A 23,243-nucleotide genomic window follows, 5' to 3' on the forward strand; every position below is an offset into this window, starting at 1 on the left:
CCGCGGCTCTGCCGCCCGCGGGACCGGGGCCGTGGCTCTGCCGCCCGCGGGACCAGGGCCGTGGGCGTGCGCGTTCACCCGTCCGTCGTGGCGGCGGCCATCGGCTTGACCTCGCGGTAGTAGCGGACGGCGCCGGGGTGCAGCGGAGCGGGCGCGGTGTAGACGGCGGTGCGCTGGTGCAGGTGCCGTGCCTCGGCGTGCGCCGCGGCGAACTCCACGCGCGCCTCGAACAGCACGCGGGTCAGCCAGTACGCGTCCGCCTGGGGCATGCGGTCGTTGACGACCAGCAGGTTGTGGATCCCGGCGGTGGGGACGCTGCCCTGGCTGAGGTGGTAGGTCACCGACGGGATCGTCTTGCGGACGTAGACGCCCTGGTAGCGCCGTTGCAGGATCTCGACGTGGTCGCCGAGCGGGATGATGTGGATGGGCCGCAGGTCGGCCAGCCCGGCGATGGCCGGCGTGGGCAGGCCGCCGGAGAAGAAGAACGCCTGGATCTGCCCGCCCAGCAGCGCCTGCACCGAGTCGGCGACGCCCAGACGGGCCAGGCTCGGGCGCGGGAAGCCGCCGACGGCCAGCACCCGCTCGGCGACCAGCTCGGTCCCCGAGCCCGGGGCCCCGGCGCTGACATGGTGCCCGGCCAGGTCGGAAAGGTGGTCGACGGAGGTGCCGCGCAGGCTGATGAGCTGCACGTAGTCGTCGTAGATCTGCGCGAGCGCGGAGATCTTCATCGGCCGCTGGAACGGCGGCAGCCCGAGGAGCGCGAGGGCGACCGAGTCCAGGCTGGCGAAGGCGACGTCGGCCGCGCCGTCGGCGACCAGCCGCAGGTTCTCCACCGACGCGGCGGTGGCGCGGACCTCGGTCTGGCAGCCCCACTGGTCGTGCAGGTGGTGCGCCAGCGCCCGGCCCAGTTCGTAGTACACGCCGCCCTGGCCGCCGGTCGCCACCACGACCCGCCGCAGCGGTGGCCTCCCGTCGGAGCAGCCGTAGAGCGGCAGGACCAGCGGCAGCGCCAGGGCGCTGCGCCGGGCTAGAAGCGGGGTGAGCCGCATGGCCTCTCCTCAGGAAGACGCGTCGCCGCTCGGCAGCGGCAGGCGGACGCGGGCGTCGACGCCGGACGGCTCCGCCCCGCGCAGCTCGAACCGTCCTCCCATGCGGGAGACCAGCGTGGCGCAGATGGCGAGGCCGAGACCGGAGCCGGGCCTGCTCTCGCTGCCGGGTCCCCGCCAGAAGGGGTCGGTGGCGCGGGTGATCGCCTCGGGCGGCATGCCCTCGCCGTCGTCAGTGACCCGGATGACCACCCACCCCCGCTCGCCCGCCTCGGCGCCGCCTCCGCACGGCCCGCGTTCCACCGAGCCGCCGGGGTCGGCGGGCTCCGCCGTCGGCTCGAGGTCCACCTGAACGGTCACGGTCGTCCCGTGCCCGCAGAACTTGATGGCGTTCTCGATGAGCGCGTCCAGGACGTGGATGAGCATGCCGCTGCTGGACACCGCCCGCGCCGACGGCTCTCCGGTGCGGCGCAGGCGCACGCACCGCCGCGCCGCCACCGCCTCCCAGGTGACCACGCGCTCGGTGGCGATCGCGCCCACGTCCTCCACGCAGGTGGTGACCGTGTCGGACTCGGCCCGGCCGAGCGCGAGCAGGCCGTCGCAGATGCCGGTCAGCCGGTCCACCTCCTCCAGCGTCTCCACCAGGCGCGCCTCGCGGGAGGAGTACTCCTCGCACAGGCCCTCGAGCTGGAGCCGCAGCACCGCCAGCGGGGTGCGCAACTGGTGGCTGGTGTAGGAGATGAAGGCGCGCTGCTTGTCGATGAGCAGCTCGATCGTCTTGGCCATCGTGTTGAACGACGTGGCCAGGTTGCGCAGCTCCGGCGGCCCGGTGGAGGCGTCGGTGCGGCGGGTCAGCTCCCCGGCGGTGATCGCGTTCGCCGCCTGGTCGAGCTGGCTGACCGGGCGCAGGATCCAGCGGACCATGGGCTCCACGACCAGCCGCGCCAGCCCGAGCAGCACCAGCCCGCCCATGAGCAGGAGCGTCCACCAGCTCAGCGTCTCCATGCGGGCGTGGCCGGTGGGGGAGATCGTGGCGGCCGCGCCGACGGTCTCGCCGTCCACGACGATGGGCACGGCGACGACCAGGGAGGACACGTCCCAGGGCCAGATGAGCTGGGGTGAGCTGGCCCGCTCGCCCGACAGGGCCGTCTCGATGTCGTCGCGCACGTCGTCTCCGAGCCCGGTGCCGCGCCGGGTGTCGGCCTCGATGCGGTTCTCCCTGGAGACCAGCACCGCGCGCACGCCGTACAGCAACTGGTAGCGGTCCAGGTCGGCGGTGATGTCGGTCATCGGCCGGGTGGCGGAGGCCGGCTGGGCGAGGTGGGCGAAGCGCTCGGTGTCGCTCTGCCTGTCCAGCACCATGGTCTGGGTGTCGGTCTGGGCCGTCATCATCGCCGCCGGGATCTCCAGGCAGAACAACGTGAGCACGATGCAGGAGAGGAAGATCACCACCAGGCGTTTTCGCACGGCTCGCCCGATCTCGAATCCTTGGCCGCGCGCGTGGGCTCGGGAACGGAGGGCACGATGACGCGGTAGCCCACCCCGCGGACGGTCTGGATCACGTTGGGCGCGCCCAGCTTGGCGCGCAGGTTGGTGATGTGCACGTCCAGGGTCCGCCGCGCCGCCTGGCCGGTGTCGTTCCAGATCTCCCGCAGCAGGTGGTCGCGGCTGACGATCTCGCCGGGGCTCGCGATCAGGCGGGAGAGCACCGCGAACTCCTTGCGGGTGAGGGCCACCGGGTGCCCGGCGCGGTGGACGGCGTGCGCGACGTGGTCCACCGCGACGTCACCGACCGTGACGGCGCCGACCATGCCGGTCCTCGGCCTGCGCATGACCGCCTGCATCCGGGCCTCGAGTTCGGCCATGCTGAAGGGCTTCACCAGGTAGTCGTCGGCCCCGGTGCGCAGGCCGAGGATCCGGTCGTGCTCGGTGCCGCGGGCCGAGAGCATGATGATCGGCACATCGCTGAACTCGCGGATGGAACGGCACACCTCTAGGCCGTCCTCATCGGGAAGACCCAGGTCGAGGAGCATCAGGTCGTACCCGAACGCCTGCCGCGCCGCCGCGCCGGACGCGGCGTGCACGACTTCGTGGCTATGGTTCCTCAACAACGAGCCGAGGGCTTTTGCCATGCGTTCGTCGTCCTCAATCAGAAGAACCCGCATGTCGCCCCCAGTTATGAATGCGAACTCATCATCCCATACTGGTATATGTTCCTGTCCAAGACCATGATCTTACGCCTTAACTGATCGTCAGATCACAACGTCAACCGAATGGTCTTCGGTTGAAGGGCGCGCCGCCCGTACGCCCGATGCCGCCCCCGGTCGCGAAGTACCTGGCCAGCGGTCCGGCGGCCGGCTCGCCGCCACCGGCCCGCGCGCGCCGCCGCACTCTGGGGTGCGCGGCCCGTACCGGCCGGTCGTCAAGACGGCGTCAGATCACCGTTGTCCGTTTTGTCGGCCAGCAGATATACGAGGCGCGCTCAAAATACCGCCGCTTCCAGGCGCGCGTGACACGGCCGTGACCAACCAGTCCACATATCTGGAAAGGTCGGTATATCGGATGCCACACACCGTTAAACCACCGCCACCGATCACACATGACGTCCCCCGTGCAATACCTCTCGGCGAGATGAGGCGAATCAAAAAGATTGTCGGTGACCGCGCGAAGCGATCGCTGCACGTTTCATCGGGCACGACGGCACGGGCACGCCCGAAGCAGCGCGTCCGCCGTCCGCGACGTCCCGCCCGGCGAACCGGCGTTGACCATCCGGCGACGCGCGGTGACAATCAGGCGCCACCCCGCACCGCACCCACCCGCCGTCCCCCGCGAGTTTCCGTATCCGGCACCTCCACCCCGGCGACCTCGCACCTGGGTCGGCGCAGGAACCGGATCCCCATGACACGGCGCTCCGTTACATCGCACCCGTGACACGCGCCCCGTGACACCGCAATCCGCGACACGCACACCGCACCTCGGTGACACCGCACCTCTGTGATCGACCATCGCTCTCGCACTGGAGGTCCACCATGCAGGCCGAAACGCAGGCCCGTTCCGTTCCGACGCGCCGCCGACGCCGGGAGGTCCTCCTGGCCCTCGCGCTCGCCGCGTCCGGTGTCACCGCCACGACCCTGACCGCGACAGGACCGGCCTCCGCCGCGGCCGGATGCCGGGTCGACTACATCGTCGCCAACCAGTGGCGCGGCGGGTTCACCGCGAACGTCACGATCACCAACCTGGGTGACGCCCTGACGAGCTGGCGGCTGACCTGGTCCTTCACCGCCGGGCAGACCATCGCCTACAAGTGGAACGCCGTCTACACCCAGACCGGCGGCGATGTGACCGCCTCCAATGTCTCCTACAACGGCTCGCTCGCCACGGGCGCGAGCACCTTGATCGGCTTCATCGCCGACTCGCCCGGCGCCAACCCTGTGCCGTCCTCCTTCTCCCTCAACGGCGTGGTGTGCGCCGGCCCGCCCGTGCCCACCCCGTCGCCGACCGGCGACCCGGTCCCGCCCCTCCCCACGCCTTCGCGCACCCCCATCGGCGACCCGGTGCCGCCCACTCCGCGGGGTCTCGCGTGACCACGACCGACGTCATCGTGGTCCGGCGCGGAACGCCCGGCGGTAGGCGCCGGGCGTCGTGCCAAGGGTGGTGAGGAACCGCCTGCGCAGATTGGTGGCCGAAGAGAGGCCGACGCGGCGGGCGATGGCCTCCACAGCCAGGTCGGAGGACTCCAGCAGGTCGCGTGCCGCGGCGATGCGCCGCGCGAGCAGCCACCGTCCCGGGCTTTCGCCGAGCTGATCGGCGAACCGCCGGGCGAGGGTGCGCGTCGAGACGCCCGCGTGCGCGGCCATGCTCTCGATGGTCAGCGGTTCGCCGAGTCGCCCGGTGATCCACTCCAGCAGCGGCGCGAGCGTGCCGTCGATCTGCGCGGGGTGTGGCGGCGCCGCGTACTGCGACTGCCCGCCCTCGCGGTGGGGCGGCATGACCATGGTGCGTGCGATATGGGCGGCGTACCGGGCGCCCTGGTCGCCGCGGACCAGGTGCATGCACAGGTCGAAGCCGGCCCCGGCGCCGGCGCTGGTGGCCACGTCACCGTGGTCGACGTACAGAACGCCGGGGTCGACCCGGACCCGCGGGAACCGCGCGGACAACTCCGCCGCCAGCGCCCAGTGGGTGGTCGCCCGCCGCCCGTCCAGCAGACCGGCGTGCGCCAGCGCGAAGGCGCCGGAGCAGATGCTCGCCACCCGCGCTCCACGGGAGTGCGCGCGGCGCAGCGCCCGGACGACCTCGGCCGAGGGCGGCTCATCGGCGGGCAGCCAGCCCGGGACGACCACGGTGTCCGCCCGGTCGAGCGCCTCCAGCCCATCGGTGACGAGCATGTCGTACCCGGCGCAGGTCGCGACCGGGCCGGGGTGCTCGGTGCACATGCCGAAGGCGTACCGCACCGGCAGCCCCGGCCGGTCGATCCCGAACACCTGGGCCGCGCACGCGAGTTCGAAGGTGGACTGCGGTGCGCGGACGAGCGCCACCACGCGATGCATGGCAGGAAAGTACCGCAGGATGTCTTTCCTGACACTCGGCAGGGACGGCCGCCCGCCGCCAGGCTGGCGGCATGACGACAGAACGGAACACACCCGGCTACGTGTGGTCGGCCGTCCAGGACGCCCCGGTCCGCGAACTGTTCCCCGGCATCCGCGCGCGTCCGCTGTGGACCGGGGACGACGGCGCGAAGGCCGCCGTGCTGGAGATGGACGCCGGCACCTGCTGGCGCGGGGTGGACGTCCACGAACCGGGTCCCGAGGAGGTCTTCGTGGTCTCAGGCGTCTTCAACGACGGCGACCGGGACTACCCGGCCGGTTCCTTCATCCACGCCCCCGCGGGTTCCGCGCACGTCCCGCAGACGAGGACAGGCTGCACCCTGTTCCTCTTCTACCCGGAAGGGTAGATCATCCGACCATTCGCGAACCAGAGCACGCCCCCCGGCGGCGGCCACGTCGAATCCCACTCCGCACCTGCCGGAGCATCGAGGCCGCGGCGCCGCGCGACCGGGCCGCCGGCCCGGCACCGACTTCGGGCCGCCGCCGCGCGGGGACGGGGCTCAGCGCGGGAGGGAGCGGGCGAGGCGGAAGCCGACGTCGTCGATGCGCAGCGTCGGGTGGCTGCGGCGCCGCACCGAGGCGCGGCAGCTCCAGTGCTCGTCGAACCATCCGCCCCCGCGCAGCACCCGGTAGGTGCCGTAGACCTCGGGGTCATAGAGATCCCAGCACCACTCCCAGACGTTGCCCAGCATGTCGTGCAGGCCCCACGCGTTGGGACGCCTGCCGCCCACGTCGTGCGGTCGCTCGCCGGAGTTGCCGCGATGCCAGGCGATCTCGTCCAGCGTCCCGTACCGGGCGCCCGTCGTGCCGGCACGGCACGCGTGCTCCCACTCGGCCTCGGTCGCGAGCCGGTAACCTCCGGCGGACGGCTCCCACTCGGCGCCCTCCTCATCGCCATGGAGGCGGTAGGGCGGCGCCAGTCCCTCGCTCTCGGACAGGGCGTTGCAGAACCGGAGCGCGTCCCACCACGACACGCTCTCGACGGGCGACCGGTCGCCTCGCGCGGCGCCCGGCCGCCGGCCGGTGACCCGCGCGTACAGCGCCTGGGTGACCGGGACCGCCGCGAGTTCGAAGGGCGCCACCTCGACCGTCCAGTCGCGCCGCGTGCGCCGGTCCGACAGGGTGACCCGCCCCGGCGGGACGGCGACCATCCCGGTCCGCTCGCTCACGTCCATGGGCCCGCTCTCCCGTCACCGCCGGCCCCCGGCGGCGTGCGGGAAGGGCGTTCTCCCGGCGCCCGGCCGGGCCGGCGTGCCGGGTTCCGCCGGGGACGGGCGCTCATCCGAGGAACCCGGCGGTGGTCGCCACGAAGCTGCCGGGGTCGTCGAGCCACGGGAAGTGCCCGCTCGCGCGCTGGACGACCAGCGTGGCGCCGGGGAACAGCGCGGCGACCTCGGCCATGGCGGACGGCGGGGCGGCCACGTCCGCCTCCCCCGCGAGCAGCAGGACCGGCGCCTGGAACCCGGCGAGCGCCGCGCGCGTGGCGTCAGGATCGAAGGCGCCCTCGGCGGCGTAGACGCCGGCGGCCTCGTCGTTGCGCTGCCCGTCCTCGGCGGCGTGGTGGTCCTTCGCCTCCGCGTCCCACCTGCCGTACCAGAAGGGCACGATGGCCCCCCAGTCGTCGGCGGTGGCCTTGCCCTCGGTGACCCTTTCCAGGGCCGCGAAGGCCTCGGGGAACCACGGCTCGCCGGCGCGGAGCCGCGCGGCCTCGCGGCGGTCGTGGCCGGTCACGGCGACGCCGACGGCCATGGTGCTCGGGGTGATCAGGGCGAGCCCGCTGACGCGCCCGGGGTGGCGGGCCGCGTAGAGCACCGCGAGGTTGGCGCCGGCGGAGTGGGCGAGCAGGTCCACCTGGTCGAGCCCGAGATGCTCGCGCAGGGCCTCGACGTCGTCGACCAGGCGGTCGCAGCGGTAGGTGGCGGGGTCGGCGGGCGTCGCCGACCCGCCGGTGCCCCGGAGGTTCACCATGACCAGCCGCCGGTGGGCGGACAGGCCGCCGAGGTCGCCAAGGTAGGCCGGGTCCTGCATGGGACCGCCGGGCAGGCAGATCACCGGAGGTCCATCGCCGTGAACCTGGAAGGCGACATCGAGACCGTCGTATGCGGCGAAGGTGAGCATGGCCGAATCCTCCCAGCCCCCGGCGGAAGGATGATCAGGCGGGTGCGCCGGAGGTCAGGGCCCCGGAAGGCGGCCGCCTCTGGCGATCGCGCCGTACACGTGGGCGCTCGGCTTGACCGTGCGGCCGAAGGTGGCCCGGTCCACGGCGATGAGGCCGAAGGTCGGCCGGTGGCCGAGGAGCCATTCGAAGCTGTCCAGCAGGCTCCAGTGGAAGTAGCCGCGGACGTCGGCGCCGTCGTCCATGGCGGCCTTCAGCGCCCGCAGGGCCCGCGTGAGGTGCTCGCGTTCGTGGCAGCCCTCCACGACGCACCGGTAGTGGTCGATGGCCGCCCGGGAGAACCGCCCCTCCTCCGGCTCGACGCGGCTCCATTCGAGGCTGAAGCGGTAGGCGTTGAGCCCGATGCCCGCCAGCAGGCCGACGTCCTCGCGCCAGCGGTGGTACCCGTCGCAGGCGTCGCCGCTCGGCTCGGCGAAGACGGTGCCGGGGGCGTGCTCCATCTCCCAGAAGTCACTGGCGAGGTTGCCGCCCTCGATCTGGTGGCCGACCGACGACGCGCCCCACAGGAAGTCCCGCAGGAAGGCGCTCAGGTTGGGCATACCTGGTGCTTAGACGCGCCCCGGACGGCTGTCACCCCGGAAGCGCCGGCAGTTGGAGGACGGCGCGGCCTTCGGCGGGCTTGCGGGGGCGGCCGGGGCGGCGGTGCCAGCGGGCGGCGAAGGCGGCGATGTCCGCCCGGGCCCACAGCTTGCCGGCGGCCAGGACGCAGAGCGGCGCGGGGAAGTCCGGCCGTTCGGCGAGCTGGTGGACGCGGGCCCGGGAGACGCCGAGGATCTCCCCGGCCTCGACGGCGCCGACGAGGTCGCGGCGGCCCGGGTCGCGGCGGGCCAGCTCGGCGAGCGCCGCCAGGAGCAGTTCGGCGGTCTGCCAGTCGCGGCGGCCGTCCTGGCCGAGTTCGACGGCGAGTTCGGTGACCTCGGCGGCGGTGTGGCCGAGGGCGACGGCGACGGCCCTGGCGGCGATGAGCAGGTCACGGCCGCGCGGTGTGTTCGTGGCGTCCACCCTCGCAGCGTCTCAAAACCATAGAAACATCGCAAGGTTTGATCTCTCGCCGACGGCGGACACAGGGGTGCGGCCTGCCCGGACCCGGGGTTGAGGGCTGGCGCGTCCGGCGCCGGACGCCTCCTCGGGCAGGGGCGCGGGCGGCCCGTTCGGGGTGGGGCGCCGGGGTGTCGTTGACAGGGCCGGGGGCCGGAGACCAGACTTTGGGGCACTATAATGAACATCTGTTCGCCAGGCGAACACGATCATCCGACAGCGCGTCGAGGGGCCGAGGCCGCGCCGACGCGAGGACGAGGGACATTGGCTGACATCCGTACGCTCCCGGAAGCGGTGGCGGAGCTGATCCACGACGGCGACGCGGTCGCGATGGAGGGCTTCACCCACCTCATCCCCTTCGCCGCGGCCCACGAGGTCATCCGGCAGGGGATCACCGACCTGACGCTGATCCGGATGACCCCCGATGTGATCTACGACCAGCTCATCGGCGCCGGGCTCGTCAGGAAACTGGTGTTCTCCTGGGGCGGCAACCCGGGCGTCGGCTCGCTGCACCGGTTCCGGGACGCGGTGGAGAACGGCTGGCCCCGCCCGCTGGAGGTGGACGAGCACAGCCACGCGGGCATGGCCAACCGGTACGTCGCCGGGGCCTCGGGGCTCCCCTTCGCCGTGCTGCGCGGCTACCGCGGCACCGACCTCGCGGGCCGCACCGACACCGTCGCCACCGTGACCTGCCCGTTCACCGGCGAAGAGCTGGCGGCCGTCGCGGCGCTCAACCCCGACGTCACCGTCATCCACGCCCAGCGGGCCGACCGGGAGGGCAACGTCCAGCTCTGGGGGCTCACCGGGGTGCAGAAGGAGGCCGCGCTCGCCGCCCGCCGGGTGCTGGTCACCGTCGAGGAGATCGTCGAGGAGCTGCGGCCGCGCCCCGGCGCCGTCGTCCTGCCCGGCTGGGCGATCACCGCGGTCGCGCCCGCGCCCGGCGGCGCCCACCCCTCCTACGCGGCGGGCTACTCGGTCCGTGACAATGACTTCTACCAGGCGTGGGACCCGATCTCCCGCGACCGCGAGAGGTTCGCCACATGGCTCAGGGAGAACATCACGCACGACGCGCCGGCTCCCGCGAGCCAGGACGCCCCCACCCGATGACGGCCCGCGCGATCTCCGGCGGCACGGCCGCGCGGCGGAGCAGCCCGCGCCCGATGACGGCCCGCACGACCCGGAGCGGCACGGCCGCGCAGAGCGAAGGAGCCCGCGCCCGATGAGCGACTGGACGCCGGACGAGGTGATGACCGTCAACGCTGCCCGTGCCCTGGCCGGGGCGCGCACCTGCTTCGTCGGCATCGGCCTGCCGAGCACGGCCGCCAACCTCGCCCGCCGCACCTGCCGCCCCGACCTCGTCCTGATCTACGAGTCCGGCGCGCTCGGGTCCAAGCCCGGCCGGCTGCCGCTGTCCATCGGGGACGGCGAGCTGGCCGACACGGCCGACGCGGTGGTCTCGGTCCCCGAGGTGTTCAACTACTGGCTGCAGGCGGGGCGCATCGACGTCGGGTTCCTCGGCGCCGCCCAGCTCGACCGGTTCGCCAACATCAACACCACCGTCATCGACCGCGGCCCCGGCCGGCCCGAGGGACGGCTCCCCGGCGCGGGCGGGGCACCGGAGATCGCGGCCAGCTGCCGCGAGGTGTTCATCGTGCTGCGCCACTCGACCCGCAACTTCGTCGACCGGCTCGACTTCACCACCTCGGTGGGCCACGGGAGGGGGCGCGGCGACCGCGAACGGCTCGGCCTGCGCGGCGGGGGGCCGATGGCCGTCATCACCGACCTCGGCGTCCTGCGCCCGGACCCGCGGACCGCCGAGCTGGTCCTGACCGAGCTGCACGCCGGGGTGACGGTCGAGCAGGCCCGCGCCGCCACCGGCTGGCCACTGAAGACGGCCGACCACGTCGCCACCACCCCGCCCCCCACCGACGCCGAGCTCACGGCCCTGCGCACCCTCAAGGCCGCCTGAGATGCCGGCCGCGCCCGGCGCCAGGCGTTCCCGGCCGTCGGTTCCACCCGGCTTCGCAGGAGGGCCGCGCATGAGTCTCTTGACCACCGGCAACAGGACGGTGCACCAGTGAGCGAGGTGTACATCGTCGACGCCGTCCGCACCCCGTTCGGCAAGTACGGCGGCGCGTTGTCGAAGGTCCGCCCCGACGACCTGGCCGCCCACGTCGTCCGGGCGATCGCCGGCCGCAGCCCGGACCTCGACCCCGCCCGCATCGACGATGTGTTCTTCGGCAACGCCAACGGGGCCGGCGAGGAGAACCGCGACGTCGCCCGCATGGCCGTCCTGCTGGCCGGGCTCCCGGTCACCGTCCCGGGCACGACGGTCAACCGGCTGTGCGGCTCGGGGATGGAGGCCGTCGTCCAGGCGGCCCGCGCCGTCGCCGCCGGGGACGCCTCCGTCGTCGTGGCCGGCGGGGTGGAGTCCATGTCGCGCGCGCCCTACGTCCTGCCCAAGCCCGAGCGGGCGTTCCCTGCGGGGCACCAGGAGATGTACTCCACCACGCTCGGCTGGCGCATGGTGAACCCGCGCATGCCCGCCGAGTGGACGGTCGCGCTCGGCGAGGGCGCCGAGCTGATCGCCGGCAAGTACGGGATCAGCCGCGAGCGGCAGGACGCCTTCGCCCTGGCCAGCCACCAGAAGGCGGCCCGCGCCTGGCGGGAGGGCGCCTACGCCGGCGAGGTCGTCCCCGTGGAGGGCGTGGAGCAGCCGCGCGACGAGTCGATCCGCGACGACACCTCGATGGAGTCCCTGGCCAGGCTCGCGCCGGCCTTCCGCCCCGACGGCGGCACCGTCACCGCCGGGAACTCCTCGCCGCTCAACGACGGCGCGGCGGCGCTGCTGCTGTGCGACGAGGAGGGGTTGCGGGCCGTCGGGCGCGAGCCGCTCGCCCGCGTCCGCGCCTCCGCCGTCACCGGCGTCGAGCCGCAGTACTACGGCCTGGGCCCCGTCGAGGCGGTCCGGCGGGCGCTGGCCCGGGCGGGCAAGGGGTTCGGGGACCTGTCGGTCTTCGAGCTCAACGAGGCGTTCGCCGCGCAGGCCCTCGGATGCCTGGCCGAGTGGCCGGGCCTGGACCCGGCCGTCGTCAACCCCCGCGGCGGCGCCATCGCCATCGGCCACCCGCTCGGCGCCTCCGGGGCCCGCCTGGCCGGGGCGGTCGCCCACCAGCTCGCCGCCGCGGGCTCCGGCACCGGGCTCGCGGCGTTGTGCATCGGCGTGGGACAGGGCATCGCCCTGGTCCTGGAAAGGTAGCGACAGACACATGCCCACCACCCCCGAGCCGTCTCCCGCCGTCCCCGCACCGGCCGGCAACGCGCGCGAGGCCGGCCCGCCGGCCGGCGGCGCCGCCGCGCCGGTCACCCAGGAGATCATCAGCGCGGAGATCACGCAGGCGCGGCAGGACTACGTCAAGGCCGTCGAGGGCGGCGCGGCCCGCCGGGACCACCCGGCGCGGGGCTATCCGCCCTACCGCAGCAGCCTGCTGCGTCACCCGCGCCACGACCTGGTGGCGGTCGGCGATCCCGAGGCGGTGGAACTGAGCGGCCCGGTGTTCGGCGTCACCGACGTCACCGACCTGGACGCCGACCTCACCGGTCAGCATCACGGGGAGCCGCTGGGCGAGCGCATCCACCTCACCGGACGGGTGCTCGACGGGGACGGCCGGCCGGTGCGCGGGCAGCTCGTCGAGATCTGGCAGGCCAACGCCTCCGGGCGCTACGCCCACCAGCGCGACCGGCATCCGGCGCCGCTGGACCCGAACTTCACCGGCGTCGGCCGCTGCCTGACCGACGACGAGGGCCGGTACGCCTTCACGACGATCAGGCCGGGCGCCTACCCGTGGCGTAATCACGACAACGCCTGGCGGCCCGCGCACATCCACTTCTCGGTCTTCGGCTCCGCCTTCACGCAGCGGCTGGTCACGCAGATGTACTTCCCGGGCGACCCGCTGTTCGCGTTCGACCCGATCATGCAGTCGGTGACCGACGACGCGGCCCGCGAGCGCCTCGTGGCCCGGTACGACCACGACCTGTCGACCCCGGAATGGTCGCTCGGATACCGCTGGGACATCGTCCTGTCCGGCCCGGCCGCGACCTGGACCGAACCGGCGCGATGACCCGCCCGCACTCGCTCTTCCGCTCAGGCCCCCGCCGTTCACGGCCCGGCGCCCACCTGCCCCCTCTGCCCGCACCCCCGTCCATCGTCCGGCCCATCGAGGAGGCCCCATGACGCGGCAGCCCACCCCGTCGCAGACCGTCGGCCCCTTCTACGGCTACGCTCTGCCGTTCGCCAAGGGCGAGGACATGGCCCCCACCGGGCATCCCGGCACGGTCACCGTCCACGGCCGGGTGTTCGACGGAGCCGGGTCGCCCGTCCCGGACGCGATGCTGGAGTTCTGGCAGCCCGCCGCCGACGGGTCGCGGGCGGGAGCTCCCGGGTCGCTGCGCCGCGACCAGGTCACCGGCGCCGTCATCGGCCGCACCGGGGTCGACTTCACCGGGTTCGGGCGCGTCGCCACCGACGCCGACGGGCACTACGCGGTGCGCACGCTGCCGCCGGGCGGCGTGCCGTACATCTCGGTGTGCGTCTTCGCCCGCGGCCTGCTGCACCACCTGTTCACCCGCGTCTACCTGCCCGACCTCGCCGATCCCGCCACCGAGCCGCTGCTGGCCTCGTTGCCGCCGGAGCGGCGGGCCACGTTGCTCGCCGTGGCCGAACGCGAGAAGGTCTACGGGTTCGACATCCGCCTGCAGCACGACGGTGTCCACGAGGAGACGGTGTTCCTTGCCTTCGACTGACCGGCCAGGCCCGGACGAACCGGCGGCCCGCCCGGCTCCGGGCGCCGCCGCCTCCGCGAAGACACCCGAACCCGCCGACCCGGCCGCTGACCGGCCAGGCCCCGGGGAACCGGCGACCCGCCCGACCCCGGACGCCGCCGCCTCCGCGAAGACCCCGTCCGATCCGGCCGGCCCGTCCGCGACCACCGGGTCCGATTGGGCGGATGTGGGGTTGCTCGCACCGGTCTGGGCGGGTTCGCAGGTCGAGGCGGCGACCGGGGACGCCGCGTTCGTCCGGGGCATGCTGGACGCCGAGGCGGCGCTCGCCCGCGCCCAGGCGACGGTCGGGCTCGCCCCCGCCGCCGCGGCGGCCGCGGTGACGGCCGCGGCGGCCGAGACGGCGCGGTACGACGTCAGGGACCTGGCGTGGCGGGCCCGCTCCGGCGGCAATCCGGTCATCCCGCTGGTGGCAGACCTCACCGCCGCGGTCGCGGCGCGCGACTCGGAGGCCGCCCCGTACGTCCACCGCGGCGCCACCAGCCAGGACATCTGGGACACCGCGCTGATGCTCGTCGCGAGCCGCGCCCTCGAAACGGTGCTGGCCGACCTCGGGCGGACGGTGCGGGCGCTGGCGGAGCTGGCCGCCGCGCACCGCGACACCCCGATGGCGGGCCGCACGCTCACCCAGCACGCGGTGCCGACCACGTTCGGCCTCAAGGCCGCCGGCTGGCTGACCCTGGCCGCCGGCGCCCGCGACCGGCTGGCCACCGTGCGCGCCAGCCTGCCCGCCCAGCTCGGCGGCGCCGCCGGCACCCTGGCCGCCTTCCACGCCTACGCGAGCGGGCGGGCCGGAGCCGCCCATCGGGAGGGTGACGTCGGGATGCGGCTGCTGGCCGCCTTCGCGGCCGAGACCGGGCTGACCGAGCCCGTGCTCCCGTGGCACACCTTGCGGGCGCCGATCGCCGACCTCGCGGGGGCGCTGGCGTTCACCGCGGGCGCGCTCGGCAAGATGGCGGCCGACGTGCTCGTCCTGTCGCGCACCGAGGCCGGCGAGGTGGCGGAGGGCCAGGGCGGCGGGTCCTCGGCGATGCCGCACAAGTCCAACCCGGTGCGCGCGGTGCTCATCGCCGCCGCGGCGCGGCAGGTCCCCGCGCTGACCGGCGTGCTGCACGGCTCGCTGGCCGCCGAGGACGAGCGTCCGGCCGGCGCCTGGCACGCCGAGTGGCAGCCGGCGCGCGAGGCGGTGCGCCTGGTCGGCGGGGCCGCCCGGGAAGCCGCGGAGCTGGCCGAGGGGCTCCGGGTGCATCCCCGGCGCATGAGCGACAACCTCGGCATGACCGGCGGCCTGGTGGCGGCCGAGCACCTGAGCATCGCCCTGGCCGCCTCGATCGGCAGGGACCGCGCGAAGCGGGCGGTGACCCGCGCCTCCCGCCGCGCCGCCGAGGAGGGCATCGACCTGGCCGACGCCCTCGCCGCGGAACCGGACGTGGCCGCCCTCCTGTCCCGCCATGACGCCCTCGCCGCCGAACCGCACGGGGCGGCCGCCCTGTCCCACCAGGACACCGCCGCCTCCGGGCGGGACGCGGCGCCTCCAGGAGATGACACCGGGTCGTCCAAGCAGAACACCGGGGCACCTGGGGAAGACGACGGACCGTCCGACAAGAACACCAGGACACCCGCGGAACACGACGGACCCTCCGGCAAGAACACCGGGGTGTCGTGGGAGGAGTTGCGGGCGCTCGCCGACCCGGCGCGGTACCTGGGCTCCGCCGGGGCCCTGGTCGACCGGGCCCTCCGCACCATCGAGAGGACGTCATGACCGCCGCCGCGCCGCGCCCGCCGGCCCACCGGGTGGACGGGGCGGACTCGGCGCCGCCGCTGGTCCTCGGTCCCTCGCTGGGCACGAGCCTCGCCGTCTGGGACCCGCAGGTGCCGGTGCTGACCCGCCACCACCGGGTCGTGCGCTGGGATCTGCCCGGGCACGGCCGCTCCCCCGCCGATCTGCTGCCCAGCACCGCGCCGGGCGCCACCACCGTCGCCGACCTCGCCCGCCTGGTCCTGGACCTGGCCGACGCGCTCGGCCTGGACGCCTTCGCCTACGCCGGAGTCTCGCTTGGCGGGGCCGTCGGCGCGTGGCTGGCCGTCCACCACCCCGAGCGGGTCACCTCGCTCGCCCTGGTGTGCTCCTCGGCCCGGTTCGGCGAACCGGAGAGCTGGCGCGAACGCGGCGCGCTGGTGCGGGCCGAGGGCACCGGCCCGGTGGCCGACGTCGCCGCCGCGCGGTGGTTCACCCCGGCGTTCGCGCGGGCGCCGGTGGCCCGGGCGCTGACCGAGGACCTTCGCGCCGCCGACCCGGAGGGCTACGCGGCCTGCTGCGACGCGCTGGCCGCCTACGACCTGCGCGCCGATCTGCCGCGCGTGACCGCGCCCACGCTGGTCGTCGCGGGCCGTGACGACCCCGCCACTCCGCCGCGCCACGCCCGCGAGCTGGCCGACGGCATCCCGGGAGCCTCGCTCACGGAGGTGAGCCACGCCGCCCACCTGGCCGGCGTCGAGCGCCCCGGCCCCGTCCTGGCCGCCCTGCTCGCCCACCTGTCCCCCGCCCCTGACACGAATTTCGCCCTGGAAATCGCCTCCGTCCTGGAGACCGCTTCCGCCCCGGCCACCGATTACGCCCCGAAGGTCGCTTCGGCCCCGGAGGTCGCGTCCGCTCCGGACATCGCTTCCGCCCCGGAGGCCGCTTCCGCGCCCGTCCCTGCGACCGCGCCCGCCGGACCCACCGCCCGGAGCGTCGCCGCGCCCGGGGAGCATGCCGGCCCCGCGGACGCCGGGGCGCGGTACGCCGAGGGGATGGCCGCGCGGCGTGCGGTCCTGGGAGACGAGCATGTCGACCGGGCGATCGCCCGCACGACGGACTTCACGTCGCCGTTCCAGGACTTCATCACCCGCTACGCCTGGGGGGAGATCTGGACCCGCCCCGGGCTCGACCGGCGTGCCCGCAGCTGCGTGACGCTCACGGCTCTGGTGGCGCGCGGCCACCTGGAGGAACTGGCCATGCACGTGCGCGCGGCGCTGCGCAACGGCCTCAGCCCCGAGGAGATCCGGGAGGTCCTGCTCCAGACGGCCGTCTACTGCGGCGTCCCCGCCGCCAACAGCGCCTTCGCCGTCGCCGACCGGGTGCTCGGCGAAGAGGCGGGACAGCCTCCGCCTCCCACCGGCTGACCAGGCTGGCCGGCCGGTCCGAGGGAACGCCGGCCCGAGGGTCCGCTCCAAAGTCCACCGAAGGCGTGCGGAGCGGATCCAGGCGCACGCGCCGACCGTACGTCTCGCCGGTCGGCGGCCGGGACCGGTGTCCCGCTGGTCGACGGCCGGGACCGGTGTCCCGCTGGTCGACGGCCGGGATTAGTGTCCCGCCGGTCGAGCGGCACTGGAACAGCTGCCGGGACCGGTGTCCCGCCGGCCGACGGCCGGGACCGGTGTCCCGCTGGTGGGCGGCCGGGACGGGGGTCGTGCGCGGACGTCCCAGTTATGGGGATATAAAGCCCTTCATCCGATATACCGTGCAAATGGCCCGTCGGCGCCATACCCCTTTTGCCGTATTAACCGGCAGTCGCCATAGTTGGCCCCATTAATCATCTGTGTTGCCGCCGCAATATGGGGGTAGTTCAGCTATGTGCCGCCATTATGGTGATACAAAGCGCAATTCGCTGCCTTAACTAATTGGGGGGTAGTTAGGTGATTATCTCACCTGAGAACAGGCGGTCCTTGATGCGAAGGATCAACGGCCGGTCCCTGTCCGTGTACATCGGCGCGGCGATGACGGCCGGGGTGCTCATGGCGCCGGCGCTTCCCGCGCAGGCCGACTCGCACCCCGGCACCTCCGAGGACGGCTCCCAGGTCGACTTCGCGTTCCCGTCGGCGCCCGAGGGCGGAGGCGGAGGCGAGGTTCCCGAGAAGAAGCCCAGAAAGGAAGCCCGCAAGCACTACGTCAAGCGCCCGCACAAGCACTACAAGCATCACGCCTACAAGCCCGAGCACGGCAAGACCGACGTCTACGACGTGTACGGCGGGGGCGGCGGCGGAGGCGGCGGCCGCGGGCACCACGGCCACCACCGGCACTACCACAACGGTCATTTCGCCGATGACATCTACCACACGCGGCACATGCGCCGGTTCCACAGCTTCAACGAGGCCCGCGAGTCACTCCGGCGGGACGCGAGGGACTGGTTCCGCCACAAGCCGGAGAAGGCGCACTCGCACGAGGTCCACGTCAAGCACGAGAAGCCCGTCGCCAAGAAAGACGCCGCGCGGAGGGTCGAATAGGGTCCACAGGGACAAGCCCGGGGACGCGCCCGGCATCCGGGAACCGGCCGGGCCCACGAGGCCCGGCCGGGCCCCGGCCACCGCGCGGCCGAGGGTCCGGGCGCGGGGCACCGTGAGGGTCTCGTCGCCCACGGCCGGGCGGGCGTCACGTCGCGACCGCGTTCACGTCGCGACCGCCTTCATGTCCCGGCCTGCACGTCCCGGCACCGTCCACGTCGCGGCGCCGTCCACGTCGGGCACCGTCCACGTCGCGGCCTTCACGTCCCGGCACCGTTCACGTCCCGGCCGGTCCGCCATGGTGGACCGGCCGCGGGCCGGGCCGGGCGCCGGGGCGTCACGTTCCCATGCCGGGGTCATGGTGACGGCGGCGGGTGACCGGACAGGACATCCGGGTCAGTGACCCAGGTGGGAGATGCGGTCCTTGAACAGGGTCGTGGCGATGGCCGCCTTGTTGGGCTGGCCGCGCAGGAACGCCTGGGCGAACTTCTTGGCCTGCTGGTAGTCCACCTTGCCGGGCATGGGCGGCTCGTTGGGATCGACGTCGACGTCGAGCAGCGCCGGCCCTGGGTGGGCGAGCGCCTCGGCCACCGCGCCGGCGAGCTCGCCGGGGTCGGTGACCTTGCGGCCGTATCCGCCGCACGAGCGCGCCCACCCTGAGAAGTCCGAGGCCGGGGCGCCGAAGCGGACGCCGTGCTCGGGGAACCCAAGAACCATCTGCTCCCACAGGATCTGCCCCAGCGAGCCGTTGTTGTTGACCACGACGGTGATCGGCAGCCCGTACCGCGCGGCGGTGAGGAACTCGGCCATGAGCATCGCGAAGCCGCCGTCGCCCACGAAGGCGATCACCTGCCTGTCCGGGTGGGCGTGCTGCATCGCGATGGCGTACGGCAGCCCGGGGGCCATCGAGGCGAGATTGCCCGACAGGTAGAAGCCGCGGTCGCCGCGAATGGTCCAGTGCCGCGCCGCCCAGGTGGCGATGGTGCCCGAGTCGCAGGTCAGGATGGCGTCGTCGGACGCGGCGCGGTCGACGCACGCCACGAGGTACTGCGGGGCTATCGGGTCGCGGCGGGGGGACTCCAGGTCCGCCATCCGCCGCCGCCAGCCGTCCATGGCTTTCTGGTACTTCTCCAGGTGGCCGCGGTCGTGCTTGCGGGTCAGCAGGGGCAGCAGCGCGGCGAGCCCCTCCTTGGCGTCCCCGATCATCGGCACCTCGGTGGGCAGCCGCGCGCCGGCCCGCGCCGGGTCGGCCTCCAGCTGCACCACGCGCACCTTGCCGGGTTCGGGAAGGTGCTTGGTGTAGGGGAAGTTCGTCCCGACCATGAGCAGGGTGTCGCAGTCCTCGACGAGGTCCTCGCCGGGCCGCGTGCCGAGCAGCCCGATGCCGCCGACCGCGTACGGGGAGTCGTCGGGGATGACGGCCTTGCCGGGCAGGGTTTTGATCACCGGCGCGCCGAGGACGTCGGCGACGGCCAGCACCTCCCGGCGGGCGTGCAGGGCCCCCGCCCCGGCCAGGATCGCCACCCGCTCCCCCGCGTCGAGCACCTCGGCCGCGGCCCGCAGGTCCTCGGCGCGGGGCACGCCCGGAGGGGCGAGGTAGATCGGCGCGGTGCGGGGCGGGGCGCCCGGGCCCATGTGCTGGTAGGGGTCGGCGTCGGCGTCGGCGACCTGGACGTCGTTGGGCACGGTCAGGTGGGCGACCCCGCGCCGGGCGTAGGCGGTGCGGATCGCGAGGTCCACCACCCCTGGGAGCTGGGCGGGGTTGTCGACGACGAGGTTGTACTCGGCGACGTCGGCGAACACCTGGTCCAGGCGCACCTCCTGCTGGTAGGCGGTGCCGAGGACGCTGGTCTCCTGCATGCCGGTGATGGCCAGGACCGGCTGGTGGTCCAGCTTGGCGTCGTACAGTCCGTTGAGCAGGTGGATGCCGCCGGGCCCGGAGGTCGCCAGGCACACCCCGATGCGGCCGGTGGACTTGGCATGGCCGACCGCCATGAACGCGGCCGCCTCCTCGTGGTGGACCAGGACGAACTTGATCCGGTCGGCATGCCGGCGCAGCCCTTCCATGATCCCGTTGATGCCGTCGCCGGGCAGGCCGTACACCGTGTCGACTCCCCAGGCGATCAGCCGTTGGATGAGTACTTCCGAGGCGATCTGCGTCATACCTCGCGGGATGCCCACTATGGGGGCGCTAAACGATGCGGCGCCATTTCATGACCCACGTTTCACCCCGGCGTCAGGGAGAGGTCGAAGGTCACCGGGGTGAGCAGGACTTCGTGCCGGCCGGGGAGCGCGGGGCCGCACGACGCCGAGCCGATGCCCCGCTGTGCCAGGTCGACGTGCAGGTACAGCACGTCCTCCGGCTCCAGGGACCCCTGGTGCGCGGTGCCCGCCAGACGCCGCGGCGAAAAGCGGGTCGCGGTGAACCCGAAGCGCGGCTCTCCCGACACCCGGATCCCGCCCTCGGGGCCGCTGGGCTCCACCCAGGCGACGTCGAGCCGCTGCCCGTTCTCCTGGGGCCGGGCGTAGGGGGTGTGCAGGTCGGCGACCGCGGCGGTGTACCTGCCGAACCGGGAGGCCGCCCGGGTGTCGGCGTACGCCTCGCCGGGCCCGCCGCCGAGCCAGGTCACCGAGTCCAGCGCGGCGGGCAACTCAAAGGTCCAGCCCAGCCGGGCGACCGGGAACGCCCACGCGCCCTGCGGGGCGAGGCTGATCGAGGCGGCGAGCGTGTCCCCGGCGGCGCGCCACCGGTAGCGGGTCAGGACCCCGTCGCGGAGCCCGGCCGCCGCGGTCCTGACGGTGAAGACGACGCCGCCGGGTTCCTCCTGGGCGGAGACGAGCCGGTGGGTGAGCCGGTGCAGGCCGAGCGCCTCCCACATGGCCGCGGTGGTCACCCCCTCGGGCCGGTGGCCGAGCCGGTCGTTGTCGGTGGGCGCGCGCCACAGCTCCAGCCGGGGGCCGGCGACGGGCATGCCCGCCAGTTCGCGCAGCTCGCCCCGGGTCAGGTCGAAGACGGCGGACCCGAGCCGCAGCAGCCCGCCGGCCTCCCGGACGGGCCGCGCGCCGGCGGGGGTCACGGCGGCCGGGCCGGTGGGGACGGGCTCGGGCGAGGGGGCGGAGGCGGGAAGCGGGATCTGGGCGCGGGCGACCACATGGCCGGCGGGGGCCCAGGAGGTGGCGGCGGACAGCCGGGCGGTCACCGTCAGGAAGCGGTCATCCGAGCCCGCGAGGGCCGCCGCCTCCTCGGGCACGTCGAGTTCGGCGCTCTCCCACGGCGCGAGGTCGGGCACGGCGAGCGTCCCCTTGCCCGCCTCGACGCCGCCGGCCTCGGCCGTCCAGCCGAACTCCAGGTGGGACAGGCCGATGTGGTCCTGGACGTTGCGCACCCGCAGCCGTCCCGGCCCGGCGGCCTCCACGCGCACGGGCTCGATGACCTTGGCGTACTCCACCATGCCCGGCGAGGGCGTCCGGTCGGCGAACATCAGCCCGTCGCACACGAAGTTGCCGTCGTGGGGCGACTCGCCGAAGTCCCCGCCGTAGGCGAAGATCGGCCTCCCCCGGTCGTCGGCGGCGGCCAGGCCGTGGTCGATGTACTCCCACACGAACCCGCCCATGCACCGGTCACTGGACTCCATCAGCTCGCGGTACGAGAGCAGCCCGCCCGGGCCGTTGCCCATGGCGTGCGCGTACTCGCACAACAGGTACGGCTTGCCGCGCCGGGCGGCGTCCTGGGCGGGGTCGGGCAGCGGCGGCTCGGACCGGGCGGCGACGGCGGCGACCGCCTCGGTGGCGGGGTACATCTGCGACCACACGTCGCTGCAGCGGGTCTCCTGGTCCCCCTCGTAGTGGACGGGCCTCGACGGGTCGGCCCGCTTGGCGAAGTCGTACATCGCGGCCAGGCCGGCGCCCGTCCCGGCCTCGTTGCCGAGCGACCACATGACGACGCTCGGGTGGTTCCGGTCGCGGGCCACCATGCGGCGCATGCGGTCGACCAGGGCGTCCCGCCACATCGGCTCGGCCGACGGGTTGCCCTGCCATCCCCCGGCCTCAAAGCCGTGGGTCTCCAGGTCGCACTCGTCGATCACGTACAGCCCGTGGCGGTCGCACAGGTCCAGGAAGTGCGGATGCGGCGGATAGTGCGAGGTGCGCACGGCGTTGACGTTGTGCCTTTTGAGGATGAGCACGTCGTCGAGCATGTCCTGGAAGGTGAGCGCGCGCCCGCGCTCGGGGTGGAACTCGTGCCGGTTGACCCCGCGCAGCAGCACCTCGCGGCCGTTCACCGTGAAGACCCCGCCGTCGACGCCGACGCGGCGGAAGCCGGCCGCGACCGCCACCCGCCCGGTCTCGGTGGCGACCACCGCCTCGTACAGCCGCGGCGCCTCGGCGCTCCACGGTTCGACGGGGCCGGCCGGAAGGTCCTCGCCGGTGCGGCCGGACAGGCCGAGTTCGGCGATCTCCACCGTGGCGGGCACGTCGCACTCCACGCGCAGCAGCCCGTGGCCGGTGCCCGGCTCGTAGTCGGCGTGCACCACGACGTCCGACGGAGCCCCGGCGGGCAGCAGTTCGAGGGCGACCGAGCGGAAGATGCCGGAAAGCCACCACATGTCCTGGTCTTCCAGGTAGCTGGCCGCCGACCACTGGTGCACGCGCACGGCCACGACGTTGTCGCCCTCCCGGACGTGGGCGGTGACGTCGAACTCCGCGGGCAGCCGGGACCCGACGACCAGGCCCAGCGGGCCGCCGTTCAGCCACACCGCGGCCGTGGAGTCGACGCCCTCGAAGCGCAGCACGACCCGCCCGCCGGCGGCGACGGCGCCGAGCCAGTCCGCGCCGAGCCGGAACCGCCGCCGGTAGGAGCCGGTGGGGTTGTCGCCGGGCACGTGCGGCGGGTCCACGGGGAAGGGGTACTGGATGTTGGTGTACCAGGGGCGGCCGTAGCCGTGGAGCTGCCAGTGGGCGGGCACGGGCAACTCGTCCCAGCCGCCGTCGTCGAAACCCGGATCGGCGAACCCGGACGGCGCCTCGCCGGGCCGTGCGGCCCAGTGGAACCGCCAGGGGCCGTCGAGGTCCAGGCGCGGGCCCGGGCAGGCCGGCGCGGTGCGCGGGACCCGGGTGCCGACCGGCGGCCCGGTCCAGGTCAGGTAGGGGGGCGTGCCCTCGGGTGACAGATCATCGGAGATCAGGGCGGGCAGGTCGCTCGTCACTGTTGGTCCTCTGGTCGTCGGTCGTCAGCGTGGATGAACCGGTGCACCACGACGCTAACGCCCCGCCTCTCCC

20 protein-coding genes are annotated in these 23,243 nt (G+C 74.0%); 10 read left to right on the forward strand and 10 right to left on the reverse strand.

Annotation, left to right across the window (positions count from 1 at the left end; genetic code table 11):
• Positions 1-74: 74 nt before the first annotated feature.
• Genes ACWEN6_RS34140 through ACWEN6_RS34150 form a run of 3 tightly spaced genes read right to left on the reverse strand, consistent with a single transcriptional unit; the run spans position 75 to position 3,211 of the window.
• Positions 75-1,049, reverse strand: a complete 975-nt coding sequence (locus ACWEN6_RS34140; RefSeq protein WP_452576087.1) for a TAXI family TRAP transporter solute-binding subunit — start codon at positions 1,047-1,049, stop codon at positions 75-77.
• A 9-nt stretch (positions 1,050-1,058) separates the two neighbouring features.
• Positions 1,059-2,513 carry a sensor histidine kinase gene (locus tag ACWEN6_RS34145; protein WP_452576089.1) on the reverse strand — a complete coding sequence of 485 codons (1,455 nt, stop codon included), beginning with the start codon at positions 2,511-2,513 and terminating at the stop codon, positions 1,059-1,061.
• Positions 2,492-3,211: a response regulator transcription factor gene (locus tag ACWEN6_RS34150; protein ID WP_452576091.1), complete on the reverse strand. Its 720-nt coding sequence runs from the start codon at positions 3,209-3,211 to the stop codon at positions 2,492-2,494. The genes ACWEN6_RS34145 and ACWEN6_RS34150 overlap by 22 nt, the downstream gene beginning before the upstream one ends.
• An 864-nt stretch (positions 3,212-4,075) precedes the next feature.
• On the opposite strand from ACWEN6_RS34150, the gene ACWEN6_RS34155 reads away from it, so the two are divergent.
• On the forward strand, positions 4,076-4,630 hold the full coding sequence (locus ACWEN6_RS34155; protein WP_452576093.1) for a cellulose binding domain-containing protein: 555 nt from the start codon (positions 4,076-4,078) through the stop codon (positions 4,628-4,630).
• 12 nt (positions 4,631-4,642) lie between these two features.
• Here ACWEN6_RS34155 and ACWEN6_RS34160 read toward each other — a convergent pair whose 3' ends face one another.
• Positions 4,643-5,593, reverse strand: coding sequence for a helix-turn-helix domain-containing protein (locus tag ACWEN6_RS34160; RefSeq protein WP_452576095.1), 951 nt, complete (start codon positions 5,591-5,593; stop codon positions 4,643-4,645).
• Between the two features lie 71 nt (positions 5,594-5,664).
• Here ACWEN6_RS34160 and ACWEN6_RS34165 point away from each other — a divergent pair, with 71 nt between their 5' ends.
• Positions 5,665-5,997, forward strand: coding sequence for a cupin domain-containing protein (locus ACWEN6_RS34165; protein WP_354836435.1), 333 nt, complete (start codon positions 5,665-5,667; stop codon positions 5,995-5,997).
• 153 nt (positions 5,998-6,150) lie between these two features.
• Here ACWEN6_RS34165 and ACWEN6_RS34170 read toward each other — a convergent pair whose 3' ends face one another.
• The 4 genes from ACWEN6_RS34170 to ACWEN6_RS34185 form a co-directional block, all read right to left on the reverse strand.
• Positions 6,151-6,801 carry a formylglycine-generating enzyme family protein gene (locus ACWEN6_RS34170; RefSeq protein WP_452576199.1) on the reverse strand — a complete coding sequence of 217 codons (651 nt, stop codon included), beginning with the start codon at positions 6,799-6,801 and terminating at the stop codon, positions 6,151-6,153.
• 127 nt (positions 6,802-6,928) lie between these two features.
• Positions 6,929-7,768 (reverse strand): alpha/beta fold hydrolase, encoded by an 840-nt coding sequence (locus tag ACWEN6_RS34175; protein WP_452576097.1) that lies wholly within the window; start codon positions 7,766-7,768, stop codon positions 6,929-6,931.
• Between the two features lie 54 nt (positions 7,769-7,822).
• On the reverse strand, positions 7,823-8,365 hold the full coding sequence (locus ACWEN6_RS34180; protein WP_452576099.1) for a family 1 glycosylhydrolase: 543 nt from the start codon (positions 8,363-8,365) through the stop codon (positions 7,823-7,825).
• A 31-nt stretch (positions 8,366-8,396) separates the two neighbouring features.
• Positions 8,397-8,828, reverse strand: coding sequence for a hypothetical protein (locus ACWEN6_RS34185; RefSeq protein ID WP_354836441.1), 432 nt, complete (start codon positions 8,826-8,828; stop codon positions 8,397-8,399).
• A 300-nt stretch (positions 8,829-9,128) separates the two neighbouring features.
• Between ACWEN6_RS34185 and ACWEN6_RS34190 the strand changes: the two genes are divergently transcribed.
• From ACWEN6_RS34190 to ACWEN6_RS34225, 8 genes are all read left to right on the forward strand, one after another.
• Positions 9,129-9,971, forward strand: coding sequence for a CoA transferase subunit A (locus tag ACWEN6_RS34190; protein WP_452576101.1), 843 nt, complete (start codon positions 9,129-9,131; stop codon positions 9,969-9,971).
• 112 nt (positions 9,972-10,083) lie between these two features.
• A complete protein-coding gene (locus ACWEN6_RS34195) occupies positions 10,084-10,833 on the forward strand; it encodes a CoA-transferase subunit beta (RefSeq protein ID WP_452576103.1) in 750 nt (249 codons plus the stop codon).
• Positions 10,834-10,941: 108 nt separating this feature from the next.
• Positions 10,942-12,123 carry a thiolase family protein gene (locus ACWEN6_RS34200; protein WP_452576105.1) on the forward strand — a complete coding sequence of 394 codons (1,182 nt, stop codon included), beginning with the start codon at positions 10,942-10,944 and terminating at the stop codon, positions 12,121-12,123.
• Positions 12,124-12,133: 10 nt separating this feature from the next.
• The gene (gene pcaH / locus ACWEN6_RS34205) at positions 12,134-12,985 is read left to right on the forward strand and encodes a protocatechuate 3,4-dioxygenase subunit beta (protein WP_452576107.1); all 852 of its coding nucleotides are present in this window, start codon (positions 12,134-12,136) and stop codon (positions 12,983-12,985) included.
• Positions 12,986-13,094: 109 nt separating this feature from the next.
• Complete coding sequence (gene pcaG / locus ACWEN6_RS34210; RefSeq protein ID WP_354923842.1) at positions 13,095-13,667, forward strand: protocatechuate 3,4-dioxygenase subunit alpha; 573 nt, start codon at positions 13,095-13,097, stop codon at positions 13,665-13,667.
• 205 nt (positions 13,668-13,872) lie between these two features.
• On the forward strand, positions 13,873-15,465 hold the full coding sequence (gene pcaB / locus ACWEN6_RS34215) for a 3-carboxy-cis,cis-muconate cycloisomerase (RefSeq protein WP_452576201.1): 1,593 nt from the start codon (positions 13,873-13,875) through the stop codon (positions 15,463-15,465).
• On the forward strand, positions 15,462-16,868 hold the full coding sequence (gene pcaDC, locus ACWEN6_RS34220; RefSeq protein WP_452576109.1) for a bifunctional 3-oxoadipate enol-lactonase/4-carboxymuconolactone decarboxylase PcaDC: 1,407 nt from the start codon (positions 15,462-15,464) through the stop codon (positions 16,866-16,868). Before pcaB ends, pcaDC begins: the two co-directional genes overlap by 4 nt.
• Before the next feature lie 546 nt (positions 16,869-17,414).
• Positions 17,415-17,969, forward strand: coding sequence for a hypothetical protein (locus ACWEN6_RS34225; RefSeq protein WP_354923836.1), 555 nt, complete (start codon positions 17,415-17,417; stop codon positions 17,967-17,969).
• A gap of 393 nt (positions 17,970-18,362) precedes the next feature.
• On the opposite strand, the gene ACWEN6_RS34230 is transcribed toward ACWEN6_RS34225, so the two are convergent.
• Together ACWEN6_RS34230 and ACWEN6_RS34235 are read right to left on the reverse strand one after the other, a co-directional pair.
• Positions 18,363-20,129, reverse strand: coding sequence for a thiamine pyrophosphate-dependent enzyme (locus tag ACWEN6_RS34230; RefSeq protein WP_452576111.1), 1,767 nt, complete (start codon positions 20,127-20,129; stop codon positions 18,363-18,365).
• A gap of 62 nt (positions 20,130-20,191) precedes the next feature.
• The gene (locus tag ACWEN6_RS34235; protein WP_452576113.1) at positions 20,192-23,170 is read right to left on the reverse strand and encodes a glycoside hydrolase family 2 TIM barrel-domain containing protein; all 2,979 of its coding nucleotides are present in this window, start codon (positions 23,168-23,170) and stop codon (positions 20,192-20,194) included.
• Between the last annotated feature and the right edge of the window lie 73 nt (positions 23,171-23,243).

This window comes from Sphaerisporangium sp. NPDC004334, from assembly GCF_053602655.1.